This window comes from Hyunsoonleella rubra, assembly GCF_042684665.1.
GTDB classification, from domain to species: Bacteria; Bacteroidota; Bacteroidia; order Flavobacteriales; family Flavobacteriaceae; genus Jejuia; species Jejuia rubra.
Genome location: NZ_JBHULY010000025.1, coordinates 1 through 15,671, shown reverse-complemented (window position 1 = coordinate 15,671; position 15,671 = coordinate 1). Strand labels below are relative to the sequence as shown.

Below are 15,671 nucleotides of genomic sequence, written 5' to 3'. Positions count from 1 at the left end.
ATCCTTATGAAAACGCGTATATTATTATACATAATATGCGGTATAAGTTGGTTGGGATTTGGGCAGTCTGTAAGCGAGATAGAATATTTTTTTAATACAGACCTTGGATTTGGCAACAACACCACATTTACCGCATCGAGCAATTCGGGCGAACTGGAACAGACCTTTAACGTTACACCGCCGTCCAGTTTAGAAGGTTTTAATATATTATACATCAGAGTAAAAGATGATGCTAATGTATGGAGTCTGTATGACCATCGTACTTTTTACATAGTACCAGAGGACAATACACCTACAAATATTGAAAGTGCAGAATATTTTATAAATACCGATGATGGTTTCGGTCTTAATAATCCCATTTCTGTAAATCCCAATACTGGTGAATTAACACAGACCTTTCCGTTAAATTTAAATAGTGCCTTAGAGGGCTTTAACACTTTATACATTAGGGTAAAAGACAATAATGGCGTATGGAGTCTTTATGACCAACGTACATTTTACATCGTACCAGAAGACAACTCACCATCCAATATTGATAGTGCGGAGTATTTCGTTAATACAGACCCTGGTTTTGGCGGGGGTATACCTTTAGGGGTAAACGGCAATACTGGTGAATTAACGCAAACCTTCTCCTTAAATTTAGACAATACATTAGAAGGTTTTAACACATTATACATTAGGGTAAAAGACAATAATGGCGTATGGAGTCTTTATGATCAACGTACCTTTTATATTCAACCCGATACTACTATTGCTCCGATTACAGGGCTTGAATATTTCTATGATACCGATCCTGGTTTTGGAGAAGGCCTAACCGCAACCTTAACCCCAACAGGAAACCCAGATGAATACACCGTAGATCTGGAAACTACGGATTTAGACTGTGGCACTCATGATTTTTATATTCGTGTTAAAAACCAAAATGATATCTGGTCGCTGTATGATATTGGCTCAGGTTTGGAAGTGGTAAGCGCTACTGATATTGACCCTCCAGTACTTGATGATATTGTTGAAGAGTGTAGTGCCACGGTTACTGCGCCCACAACATCCATCTTTTGTGCATCGAGTGTTACGGGAACGACCACAGACGCTTTAACCTATGACCAACAAGGTACTTATGAAATTACATGGACCTTTGATGATGGCGATGGCAATGTGGTGCAATCCACACAAAATGTGATTATTGATGACCTCACCGCACCAGAACTTACATCGGTTGATGATTTTGACGAAAACTTAGACATCAATTGTGAATTTATAGTACCCGATTATACTTCGTTGACAACGGCCACGGATAATTGTACTACGCCTACGGTAACCCAAACACCCAGCCCAGGCACCGTGCTTTCTAGTGCAAACACTACACAAGAAATTACACTAACAGCAGATGATGGAAACGACAATACCAATAGTATCTCATTTACCATAACCATTTTAGGCAATACTGTTTTTTATGCGGATAATGATGGTGATGGTTTTGGCGACCCAAACAATTCAATTTCAGACTGTCAAGCACCTCCTGGTTACGTAGCGGACAATACAGACTGTAATGACAACAACAATACCGTCTTTCCTCTTGCACCAGAAGTATGTGATGGGATTGATAATGATTGTGATGGCTTAATTGATGACGCAGATCCTGATGCCACTGGATTAACTACGTGGTATGCAGACACTGACGGTGATGGTTTTGGAGACATCAACAATAGTACTATGTCCTGTAGCCAACCTGCGGGTTTTGTCATAAACAATACCGATTGTGATGATGCCGATAATACCAAATTTCCAACTGCTCCTGAAATTTGTGATGGCATTGACAACGATTGTGATGGATTAGTTGACAATGATGATCCAGATATTACAGGACAAACCACTTGGTATGCCGATACCGATGGTGACGGTTTTGGAGATGCCGGAAACAGCACTCTGGCTTGCTCCCAACCTTCAGGCTATGTCGCTGATAATACGGACTGCGATGATACCAACTCCAACTTTAACCCCAATAATCCGTCTCTACAATTTAGTGGCACAGCTAATTTTACCTCTGCATTGGTCTATCCCCTTTCTGGAGGCACCGACACTGGCTTTACTTTTGAAGTAGTATATGCGGATGCTGGTAATAACTTGCCTCCAGCCACTTTTCCAAGGTTATTATTAGACTTTGAAGGCAATGGCAATTTAACCGACCCCAACGATCTTACCTTGATAATGACCGAGGTGGATATCAATGACACAAACACCAGTGATGGCAAACGTTACTCTGTTTCCGTTCCTGCCCTACCAGCAAGCACCAATTGGGAAAGTTCTGTACAGATTATCAACGGCGCATGTAGCTCGACGCTTGGGCCGTTTAATTATCCTGATGTTCTTGTGTTACCGGATTTGCAAATTTTTGCCAACGATATTACCTTCAGTAATCCCAATCCTGACGTAAGTTCGGAAATAACAGTATTCGCAACAATTCATAACATTTCAGATTTTGATGCCCTCAACTTTGATGTTCATCTTGAAAATCAGGCTGAACCGGGAACGGTTTATCCAGACATTACTGTACCCATTTTGCCAGCAAATAGCAGTACCACGTTATCTTGGTTGATCACCACCCCTCCAACAGATGGATGGAACCCAATGCTGGTGAGTATTGACCACACCAATGTTATTGCAGAAACCATTGAAACCAACAATACGGCAGTACGACCATTTACCAATGGGGACTTTAACGTACCGGGCAATATCGTTTTAACGGCCAATGCCAGCCCTAATCCTGCATACAACAGTTTTGGAAATACTGTAAATATATGTGGTAATGCCATTTATACGGATACCGCTGTATCACTTTCTGATCCAAGTGTAGCGGGTGCAACCGTTACTATCGAAATTTCAGAAACTGGCGCAAGCTATACCACATATACCAATGCCAATGGGGATTATTGCTTTAGTGTTCCTGTGCCATTAGTTGCGGGAACCTATACTGCAAATGTTACTATAACGGATTTCACCTTAAGTACTACAGAATCCACTTCTTTTGAAATCATTGAACCACCTTGTTTGCCAGATTTGGAAACCACCGTTTCCCTTTCTAACAACACTATATTGAGTGGTGAAAGCATTTCGGGTACTATTACGGTGAGAAATATCGGTTGTGCGGCAACTACCGTTACCAGTCTTTTAGATATTAGTAATAGTGGTGGAAACCCAACCATTGCAGATGCAATCATTCCTGAACTTAATCCGGGAGAAAGTTTTACTACCACTTTTTCAAATATCGTATATAATACAAGTGGAAGTTTTTCAATATGTGCTTTTGCGGATGCCCAATTGATAATTACCGAAAGTTTCGAAAACAATAACTACGATTGTGCTGTAATTTATGTTGACCCCATTCTTCCTAATTTGGGAGTTGTTAGAGGGCCACCTAGAACCGTACCTTGTATAGATAATGCCCCAACGGAGGTGACCTTTACTTTATCCAATGCAAATACGGTTGACACAGGTGCTTTCACAACATTGGTAAATGTGTATTTGGACGGGTCTTTAATTCAGACCATAACCGAAAACGTTTCAGGTATTGACGCTGATGACACTTACAGCTTTACCGAACCATTTTCTTATAGCACAGCAGGAGCCTATGAATTTGAATTGATAGCAGACAGCAATAATGATATCGATGAATTTGACGAAACCAATAATACTATAACGTTTAGTCAAACAGTTTCTAATTGTATCCCAAATCTCACTTTCTATCCAGAAACTTGCGATGATGACAAAATTGACGTCAGTGTAGATCCTGTTTTCCCAGGCACTTCTACCTATTCCGCACAAATATATAATAAAGGTGATGGTACGGCCACAGGTCCTTTTGATGTGGATTTTGTATTTAGTGGAGGGCAAGTACTGACGGCTACATATAATGGTATCCTTTCTCCAGGAGCTAATACTACCGTAAGTATTGATGGCTCAACTGTGCAATCGGGTACGGAAACCTTAACGGTAAATATTGATGCCAATGATGATATTACAGAAAGCAATGAACTGGACAATTCCAGATCGGGAGATTTGTGTTGGGATTTTGCATTTGATACTACATCCTGCGTAGACGATAACTTTTGGGATATTATCCAACCCATAAATAAACCGGTTTACTTTTCAATGGGCTTTGAACTTACAGGCCTTTATGACGCTAGTGCTCTAGAGGTTTTATATGAAGTCAGTGGCCCTGGGTTAACAGGAACCGTAAATGCTGGAACGGTGACTCTCAACGATCTAGAATCGAATTGTAATTGTCCGTATCGGGCCGATTTACCCGTCCCATTCATCTTCCCGCAGGCTGGGATTTATACGGTAACTGCAACTCTGGATCCAACGAATGGGTACTTAGAATGTGATGAGACCAACAATGTCAAAACTGTAGAAGTTAACGTCACGAACTTACCGGATATGCGCATTTTGGCACAATATATTAATCCATCAGAATTAAATCCAGATATTGGCGAAGCTATCAACATTGATGTCACCTACGAAAACATTGGCGCATCCAATGCAGGGGATCAAATGGAGCTTTGTGTATATGCCGATGGTACGCTTATCGAAACGGTTCCTAATGTTGGCGGACTGTTAACAGGAATGAATAATACTATTTCCTTAACGTCAACCTATTCCTCAACCATCGCAGGAGCCCATGTGCTTTCAGCCGAAATTGATTGTGCTGAGGATATAAATGAATCAGATGAACTCAACAATGAGGCTACCAGAGCCATAATAGTAGGCGATGCGGGCAATTTGATTTTCACGGCATTTACAGGCTCGGATCTGTCACCAAACCTTGCAGATAGTATTGATATCTCAGCAACTATTGAAAATGAGGGCAATGCGGCAGTTGATGCTGATGTATTATTTTATTATGTCGATAATGCCCTAAATGAAATTCAAATTTTTGGTCCAATTCCAATAGACTTGAATACCGGCGAGAATACAACCATCCAATTCCCGTGGAACGTTCTTGATAATAACACTACTATTATCGCAAGAATTGTTAATTCCAATCCTTTTGAATACAATTATGAAGATAATGAAGCTTCCTTCCAACTTGGAAATTTGAATGTTGACATTGAATCTACACCAAGCTGCAACAATGCGACTAACGGTAGTCTGACAGCCAATGTTAGTGGTGGAACTCCGCCCTACGCGTATAAATGGAGTGATGGTTCTGTTTTGAACGCCATCACAGGTGGTCCAGGCACGTATATGCTCACGGTAACTGACAACACAGGCTTATCGATAACCGTTGAAGGCGAAATTCTAGTGGATGACATAGATAGCGACGGCGACACTATTCCCGATTGTGAAGATGTCTGTCCTGGCTTTGACGATTTGGCCGATGCCGATAGCGATGCAGTTCCTGATAATTGCGACAATTGCCCAGATAATTCCAATCCCGACCAACTGGATAGCGACGGAGATGGTGTAGGTGACGCATGTGATATTTGTCCTGATGGAGATGATTTGGCAGACACGGATGATGATGGTATTCCAAACGAATGTGATTCTTGTCCACTTGACTTTTTAAATGATTCCGATAACGATGGGGTCTGTGATTCCGATGACCAATGTCCTGGTTTCGATGACACTATAGATACCGATGGTGATGGTATTCCCGACGGTTGTGATAACTGCGATGCCAATCTAATAGGTACGCCATGTGACGATGGTGATCCTTGTACCGTAAATGACCTCTATGATGATGATTGTGGATGTTCTGGAACGATTGCCGATAGCGACGGAGATACCGTTCCAGATTGTGATGATATCTGTGCTGGCTTTGATGACCTAGCGGATGCAGATGGGGACAGTGTTCCCGATGGTTGTGACGTCTGTTCGGGCGATGATGCCTCTGGCGATACCGACGGTGACGGTGTCTGCGACGACAGCGACCCCTGCCCATTGGACCCTGCCGACGACTCCGATAACGATGGGGTCTGCGACTCCAACGACATCTGTCCGGGCGGGGATGACAACATTGATTCCGACGGGGACGGCATACCCGATTTTTGCGATTCCTGTGACAATTCCGTGGATACCGACAACGACGGGGTCAGTGATTGCGACGACCTTGAGGTCAATTCACCTTGTCCATTGGATGTGGATTCGGACGGCGTTTCGAACGATAGCGATAGTGATGGTATTCCAAATTGTTTGGATGTCTGTGAGGGCTTTGATGATTTGGCCGATACCGATAGTGACAATGTCCCCGATGGCTGTGACGTCTGTACCGGCGATGATGCCTCCGGCGATACCGATGGTGACGGTGTCTGCGACGACAGCGACCCCTGCCCATTGGACCCTGCAGACGACTCCGATAATGATGGGGTCTGCGACTCCAACGACATCTGTCCGGGCGGGGACGACAACTTGGATTCCGACGGCGACGGCATACCCGATTTCTGCGATTCCTGCGACAATTCCGTGGATACCGATAACGACGGGATCAACGATTGCGACGACCTTGAGGTCAATTCGCCTTGTCCCTTGGACGTGGATGCGAATGGCGTTTCCAACGATAGTGACGGTGATGGCGTGCCCAATTGTTTGGATGTCTGTGAGGGATTTGATGATTTGGCCGATGCCGATAGTGACAATGTCCCCGATGGCTGTGACGCTTGTACTGGCGATGATGCCTCTGGCGATACCGATGGTGACGGTGTCTGCGACGACAGCGACCCCTGCCCATTGGATCCTGCAGACGACTCCGATAACGATGGGGTCTGCGACTCGAACGACATCTGTCCCGGCGGGGACGATAACTTGGATTCCGACGGCGACGGCATTCCGGACTTCTGCGATTCCTGCGACAATTCAGTAGATACCGATAACGACGGGGTCAACGATTGCGACGACCTTGAGGTCAATTCGCCTTGTCCCTTGGACGTGGATGCGAATGGCGTTTCCAACGATAGTGACGGTGATGGCGTGCCTAATTGTTTGGATGCCTGTGAGGGCTTTGATGACCTTGCCGATGCTGATGGCGACAGTGTCCCCGATGGCTGTGACGTCTGTACCGGCGATGATGCCTCCGGTGATACCGATGGTGATGGTGTCTGCGACGGCAGCGATATTTGCCCCGGTTTTGATGATAATTTGGATTCTGATGGCGACACCATTCCAGACTGCATCGATAATTGTCCTAACCACCCTAATCCAGACCAAGTTGACAGTGATAATAATGGTATAGGAGATGTTTGTGACGATACTGATTGTGATGCCCTAATAATTACCTCCATAAATTTGCCAGCCGACCCGCGACCGATGGGGACTAATATTAGTGCAATTGCAGATTATACAGGTGGTGAAATTGCATCTGCTATATGGGATTGGGGCGATGGTACTACTTCAAATGGAGCGATTTCTGAACCTATGATTTCAGGGAACCATACTTATCAAAATCCTGGAGTTTATGAAGTAAAGTTAACCATAACTGATATTTGTGATAATGAAACGTCTGAATCCTTCAAATATGTAGTGATTTATGATTCTAGTGGAGGGTTTGTTACTGGTGGAGGTTGGATTGATTCACCTTTAGGGGCTTATCTTCCAGATCCATCACTTGTCGGAAAAGCAAATTTTGGATTCGTTTCGAAGTATAAAAAAGGGAAGACCATTCCAGATGGTCATACTGAATTTCAATTCCATGCAGGTAATCTTAATTTTAAAAGTTCAGTCTATGAATGGTTGATTGTTGCCGGCACAAAAGCTATGTTTAAAGGTTCTGGAACCATTAATAATCAAGGGTATTATAAATTCATTATTTCAGCCAAAGATGAATCAAAGAAAGGAGGAGACGATACTTTCAGAATTAAAATTTGGGATGCCATTACAGAAATCGTGGTGTACGACAACCAATTAGGTGATGATGATAACGCAGATGCCACATTGGCCATTTCTGGTGGCTCAATTATAGTGCATCAAAAAGGAAATGCCAAAGCCAAAGAAAGTATTTCTAAGAATGATGAGGCATCAGGAACCACACTTACAATTGATTTTTGGCCTAATCCAAGTGAGACAGATTTCAATATAAAATTGATATCGCAAAAGGAAATAGGCAACACGGATATTTTTGTTTTCGACATTAATAATAGACTGGTGCACAAGAACCAATTCAGCGGAAACAAAGTTTATACCTTCGGTTCAAACCTTGAAAGCGGTGTTTATATGGTGAGAATAGTGCATAGTGACGGCATTCAAACAATTAGACTTACGAAGTACTAAAACCTCAGTCCTAATATTTAGATACCCAACTCTATAAAAGAGTTGGGTTTTTTGTTCCAAGTATTGCCCACTTAATTACTTCTATGTCTTTTAGTTGATAGTCAAGGCATAATATAGCCGATAAAGACTTTCCGTTCAAATTTCGACTATCTTTAAATTTCTTTCATATATTTATGTAAACACATGTTTTATTAGAGTTTACAATTACATACTATTCATTTTAGTGCTTTTGCCGATAATACTAACGGGCCAAAACACTGAGTTAGAAACAACGGGGACAAATCTCGTTTTGGATCCTATTGCCTTTCATAACTTAACCGTTGATCAAGGTTTGTCACAGAATAGCATAGTGAGTATCGCCCAAGACAGTATTGGCTATATGTGGTTTGCCACTCAGGATGGCCTTAATAAATACGACGGCAAACGATTTAAGATTTATAACAAGCAATTTGAGGACGTCACCAAGATTACACATAGCAAATTAGGAAAGGTTTATTCCGATAAAACCAATCAACTATGGATCATTTCGAACTCTGGGAATCTTGAAAAATTTAATGTAGAGACCGATAGTTTCCGAGGTATTTCCAATATAAAAAACGCAAGTACCATTTTTCAAGATGACGCCCATAATTACTTTGTCGGCACTTTTGGTAATGGTTTGTATCATGTTAATTCGAAAACTAAAGACACCACTCAAATTCTTTCTTGGGAAGATGAGTCTAAAACAACTTATTCCTTTCTAGAGGACAAGGACACCATTTTTGCCAGCACGTCAAACAGCGTTTTAAAAATTTCAAAGTACGACCTTGGTTATAGGAAGATTACCTCGAACATTGATAATCCTATAAATTACAGCTGTATTGAACAGCTTTCGGACGGCCGTATTTGGGTTGGTAGCTACAGCTACGGGCTTTTTTATTTGGATGAAAATCATACCAAGTTGCATCGTTTTAAGGGTTTTGAAAATCAGCCCTTGCCCACCAATTTGAATATTGAAGCCATATTGGCCGATAAACACCAACGCCTTTGGCTGGCCACTTATGGACGGGGCGTTTACATCATCGATTTCAAAAGACATAAAATTGATAACTATACCGTTCAGCAAAACAATCCTTATGCCCTGCATTATAATGATGCACTTAGTCTTTTTGAAGACAATACGGGAAATATTTGGGTCGGCACTGACGGCGGAGGCCTAAGTTATTATGATGAACATTTACTGAAATTTAATGTTCTCACCAACAATCAGTTGCCTTTGGGCACAAATGTAGACGTGGCCCGTGCTATCTGTGTGAATCCCAAAAACAACGTGATTTGGGTGGGTACTTCGGGAAAGGGCCTCACCAGTATTGATTTAAAAACCAACACTTACAAAACGATAACCACAGCAAATTCCAAATTAAATTCGAATCGAGTCATGAGCCTGAACTTCGTTAACGATGAACTGTGGGTCGGTTTTCAGGACAATGGACTGGATATTATAAACGGTAACGGTTCTATCGATCATTTCAATGAAAACACCACCCCTGCTCTTAGTACAAATGCCGTTTGGTGCATATTAAAGGAAGACGAAAGCAATATATGGTTGGCAACTGGAGGTCAGGGACTTATTCTGTTTAACAAAAAAGAAGGTGTCAAGGAAAATTACCTATACGACCTGACTGACAAGAATTCAATCTCCAGCGATAATATAAGAGTCATCACAAAAGGAAAAGGCGATGAACTTTGGATAGGTACCGAAGACAACGGGATTTGCCTACTAAACACAAAAACAAAAATAATTAAACGCATTAATGGTATTCCAGATAAAATAAAATCACTGTTATGGGATAACGAAAAAATGGTATTGTGGGCGGGCACCAACGGTAGTGGTTTAATAAAATACAACCCGGTAAGCCAAACCGCTATCAATTATACCACTGTTGGCGGTTTACCCAATAATGTGATTTACGGAATTCTTCCCGATAAAAACAATAATCTTTGGCTGAGTTCAAATCGCGGCATCACTATGTTTTCTGAAACGGATTCGGGAGTGTCGGTTACAAATTACGACCAATACGACGGTTTGCAAGCCTTTGAATTTAATACTGGGGCCTATACTAAAGATGATTATGGAATGCTATATTTTGGGGGATTGGACGGTATCAACTGGTTTAAACCTGAGCAATTGACACTCAATCAAGTGAAACCAAAAACTATTATTTCGGGGTTGTCACTATTTAATGAGCCGATTGAAAGGAATTTAGACCAACAATTTAGCCACAAGGAAAATTCATTGACCTTTTCTTTTGCTAGTTTGCATTTCTCGCAACCCGAACTCAACACCTTTAAATATATGTTGGTGGGTCATGACAAAGATTGGATAGAGGTTGGTAATAACAATACCGCTTATTACGGGAATCTTTCGCCAGACACATACACATTTAAAGTCATTTCTAGTAATTATGATGGCATCTGGAACGAAACACCGGCCACCTACTCCTTTACTATCCAGCGTGCATGGTACAATACGCTAACGGCACGAATCATATATGCTTGCCTTGCCTTACTTTTAGGTATTATTATTTATAGATATATTAAATGGCGATGGCATATCAAAACCCAATTGCAATTGGAGCATGCCGAAACGCAACGCCTGAAAAACTTGGATGAATTTAAAACCAGGCTATTCACCAATATTTCGCATGAATTCAGAACACCGCTCACTTTAATTCTAGGTCCGGCCAAAAATCAGTTGGCGCAATCCGAGATTTCTCAAGAAAACCGAGAGGAACTTTCATTAATAAAACATAATGCCGAACGCCTCCTAAATTTAGTAGATCAGCTGATTGACTTGGCTAAATTGGAAACTGGCTACTCCAAACTAAAAGTGGAAAGAGGAAACCTTTCCATTTTAATCAACCAATTAACTAGTAGTTTCAAGTATCAAATTGAGCAAAAGAGAATAAAATTTAAATCTAATATCGACGAAATAGAGAATGCTTGGTATGATAAGGATGTTATTGAAAAAATCATGGTGAACCTTTTGGCTAATGCCATAAAATACGCGCCAAAAAAAGGGTATATCGCTTTAAAAGTAGTGCGACAGGACGGTCATTTAGTAATTACTATTTTAAACAACGGAAGCAAAATTGACCCCAAGGACATCAATCAATTATTCAATAGGTTTTACCAAATCAACCCCAATGCGGATGGCGTTGGGATTGGCTTAGCGTTGGTTAAAGAGCTGGTGTCCCTGGCAAAAGGAAGCATTTTAGCCAATAGCATCAATAAAGATGATATTCAGTTTACCGTAACCCTGCCAATAGAAAAATCCGCTTTTGAAGAACATGACATTAGCGAGGTTATAAATCCAAAAGATGAAGCCTTATCAATTGATGATTCAGATGAAACTAATGCACAAGGAGAACTTACTTTAAATCACAAACCAATTGTTTTGGTGGTTGAGGATAATTCTCAACTCAGGTCTTATATACAATCCATATTAAAACCAAAATATAAAGTTCTTAAAGCTCCTGATGGAAAAAAAGGGTTGGAAAAAGCCATCGAAAACGTTCCTGACCTAATCATAAGCGATATAATGATGCCAGAAATGAATGGGATCGAACTATGCAACGCTTTAAAAACAAATACGCTTACTAGCCACATCCCGTTTATTCTACTAACCGCCAAAACAGGAGAAACCAATGAACTGGAGGGACTGCAAGTGGGCGCGGATGATTTTATTACCAAACCTTTTAATTCAAAAATTCTACTAAAACGGGTTGAAAATCTTATTACACTCAGTAAATCGCTTCAAAAAAGATATACGCAACATTCAGTTTTGAAACCGAAAGATATTGCTATTACAAATCTGGATGAAATATTTATCAAACAAGTAGAGGAAGCTTTAAAAGCGCATTTAGATAATCCAGAATTTAATGCTCAGAGTTTCAGTAAACACATGGCCATGAGCCGAATGCAACTGCACAGAAAACTTGTAGCGCTTACTGGATTATCAACTTCGCAGTTTTTAAGATCACAACGCCTAAAATCCGCCGTTACCCTTTTGAACGAATCTGGTTTAACAGTTTCTGAGGTGGCTTACCAAGTCGGTTTTAACTCCGTTTCCTATTTCATAAAGTGTTTTAAGGAAGCCTATAACACCACCCCAAATACCTACAACCCCAAGTAAGATCAAGGTTTGTTACGTATGTGACATTATTTGTTACATATGTTTTATCCCGTTTGAAACCCTCCTTGTAATTTTACAGCATAATAATTCTCAATACATAACTTTCGTGACCCAGGAGGACGTTTTTGAAAAAGAAAGTAACCAAAAAAATGTGGTCTATCTAAGCATAGACCATCTGAAAAAAGGGACTTATAATTTAAGAATTACCCAAAAGGAACAAGTAATAAAGTCCATATTCTTTAATAGAGAATGAGCTGAAAATATTTAAAATGCTATTAATCAGTGATGGAAAAGGAGAGTTAACCGAAGGCAACTAAAGTGGCTCTCTTTTTTTTGCTTTTTCAGCTAAACAAACCTTAACCCTTCAGAATGATACTACATGAAACAACCGAACCAAAAAGAAGGCTTCACATAAAGTATTTTATCCTACAAAGCAAAAGTTATAAAGGGAAAGTTCATTAATTACAATCTGCCATACATTACTTTTTTGACCTTTAAAAAATCTACTCTCACATATAAAACCAACCAAAATGCGATCAACCATTCTATCAACATTATTAGTTTTAACACTATTAGCCTGTAGCAAGGAAGAAAATCATAGTGAACAACAAAAAATTGAATGCAATCAACTCGTTTTAAATCAAGGCACTGCATATCCATCGGAAAAAGTTTTTATCGAAGGAATTGATGAAAAACAAGAAGATAATCTAATTGTTGAATTTTGGTATAATGATACCTTTACGGAGGTAAGTACAAGCGTTGGCCTAGATGAAAGTGGTAAATCTTTTATAATTGCTCCAGTTCATCCTCAACATCCGATTGAAGGAGGTGAGCTACAGGTTATCGTAAAAAATTTATCAGATGAATTAATATGTAATACAAAATCAATAACGATTTTAGAATTGCCCGAGGCAGACGGCTACACAGATAAGGTGACCTTAGGCCTTAAACAGCTTTTAAAACAGCGCACGGATTACCTAAATATAGATGAAGCCCTTTTATCTGGAGATTTAGCAAACATTGAACCAACGGATGTGCCATTTGCAATGCTTTATAATTTATTGCATAATGAAGACGCTGAATTTGCCTTGATACCTTTTTTGAATAATGACAAAAACTGGACGGGGGAAAGTCAGGACAAAGCCACAATCATTGACCTTACTAACCGTTTACTAAAAAAATATGAGGTTTTAGGCCATGTAAATTTAACTATGTCCAATTTTACTGGTAAGCAGGGCAATAACACAAAGGACGAAAAAAATAGTGAAAAAAAAAACTCAGAAAGGTGTAAGGGTGTGGACGCTGAGGATTTGGCCTCTCAAATGAAATCTGCTGCAAACACAGAATATTCCGATCCCAAAAACCCTACAGGGGAATACTTTAAAGACTTATCTGATTTGGCCACCATAACTGGGTTGGCACCCGGAAGAGTTGGCACCGCTGGAGATATTTTAAGTACAATTGTTTTTGCTATTCAAAAAATAGAAGAAGCTTACAGCAAAACCCGCTTATCACATTTTACTCGATTTGAGGTTAATATAACCAAAACCAAGTTTTTAGAAGAAGTAGCTTGTCCAATCCCTATGGATAAGGCCCATGTTTACGCGGCCAGCAATGATTGGTTTATGCCAAAAACGATTTATGAATCCGCACTTCAACTGGCCAGCATTTTATCAACTAGAAAAATAAAACAAAAAGAGGAAGGTACTCCATGGAAGGAGTATTTGGAGAAACATTTAAATGAGTATATCGAAGAATTTGGTTTTAAGTTATCTAGGGTCTTTACGATTAAGCAACTAAAAAATCTGGCCGATCAAGGCTTTTGGGAAAATGACCAACTAAAAATAGAAGCCATAGAATGTGGCCCCATTGATGTATTGAACCATAAATACATCAAGGCCAACCCATTAAATAATATTTTTGAAGCGGACTATAAAATTGATGGTGGCATAGAATTTTACCCAGTAAACACAGGAAAAGATGTATTAGAGATAAGTTTGCGTCCCGAATATTTTTCTCAGCAAACCATATCGGTTACTACAGACATAGAGCTAACACCAGTGGAGCTTAAATGGGCAAAACCAACAACCAATCCTCATATCATAAAACCAGGTGACATTGTTAGCCTAGATGCACATTTAAAAAACACCATAAATTTAGATCTTGTTGTGAATTCCCCAGAGGGTTTTCTCCAAGCAGGAGAAGGAGTATCTTTAGATACTATCCAAAAATTTACGCTTCAAACTCCAACAGACCCAAGTAAATACCCTTTCACCGTGACAGCCGAATTTAAATCCACCCAATGTTTTAGAGGGACGCAGTATGCAAATCCCATCACCGCCGAAATAATAATAAATGATTCCCAAATTACAGTTTACACCGATGATCTTTTCGGTTGCTTTCAGGTTGGAGATGAGAAGGATTTTAATGTAATCGTAGAAGGAGAGGACAAAGAAGTTAAATGGTCTGCACAAAATGAATCCGGACAAAATTTTGCCATATCGCAAGAAGGCATTTTTACAGCACCAAATGAAGCAGGTAAATATATCATAAAAGCTGAATTACAGAGTAACCCAGAAATATTTGATACCCTTGAGATAGAAGTTGTTGGGGCATGCTCATGTTACTGGAGCTATTCAACCAATGAGGCCTCAGCGTCTTATGATATAGCATGGTATACTGTTTCTGATACAGGCATGGATATTCGTCTGCATAATGACTTCGATAATATACTCGATGAGGAAATCTGGATTTATATTCCAAACGAATTTTTACCGGGGGAAGGAGAAACAAAAGTTACTAGCGGTACCCAAACGCCGCAAACTCTTAAAATGCCTATTCAATGCTTTAATATAAAAGGTGGATTTGGCCCCACAAGCTTTAATGCTACTATAAAGTGGAAGAATCAATATTTAGAGGCAAATATTACAGGTGTATTTCTAAGTGAGACGGATGAGGGAGAAGAATATGATTTGCCATTCACGCTAATTTTTGGTGCTAATGAAGGAATTTTAAATTGTGATGGGAATTAATTAAAGTAATATAACCATATTTATAATTGCTCTTTCCCGTCGTTTCAACATCTATTATGGTGTACAACATAATTGGAAGAGATCTCGTTTTGTACGTATTGGTATTAAAGATATTGAAATTAAGGGCAAAAAAAAAGGTCCAACTACGATTGTAATTGGACCTTCAAAAAAGGCGGCGACCTACTCTCCCACGGATTGCAGTA

The 15,671-nt window shown here is 40.2% G+C and carries 3 protein-coding genes; all 3 read left to right on the top strand.

Annotation, left to right across the window (positions count from 1 at the left end; genetic code table 11):
- Positions 1 to 6: 6 nt before the first annotated feature.
- The 3 genes from ACFSR8_RS10800 to ACFSR8_RS10790 all read left to right on the top strand — a co-directional run bounded on the left by ACFSR8_RS10800 (position 7) and on the right by ACFSR8_RS10790 (position 15,468).
- Positions 7 to 8,262, top strand: a complete 8,256-nt coding sequence (locus ACFSR8_RS10800) for a CARDB domain-containing protein (protein WP_380291898.1) — start codon at positions 7 to 9, stop codon at positions 8,260 to 8,262.
- A 223-nt stretch (positions 8,263 to 8,485) separates the two neighbouring features.
- Positions 8,486 to 12,436: a hybrid sensor histidine kinase/response regulator transcription factor gene (locus ACFSR8_RS10795; RefSeq protein WP_380291896.1), complete on the top strand. Its 3,951-nt coding sequence runs from the start codon at positions 8,486 to 8,488 to the stop codon at positions 12,434 to 12,436.
- Between the two features lie 530 nt (positions 12,437 to 12,966).
- Entirely contained in the window at positions 12,967 to 15,468 is a 2,502-nt protein-coding gene (locus ACFSR8_RS10790) for a COG1470 family protein (protein ID WP_380291894.1), read from the top strand.
- Positions 15,469 to 15,671: the final 203 nt, after the last annotated feature.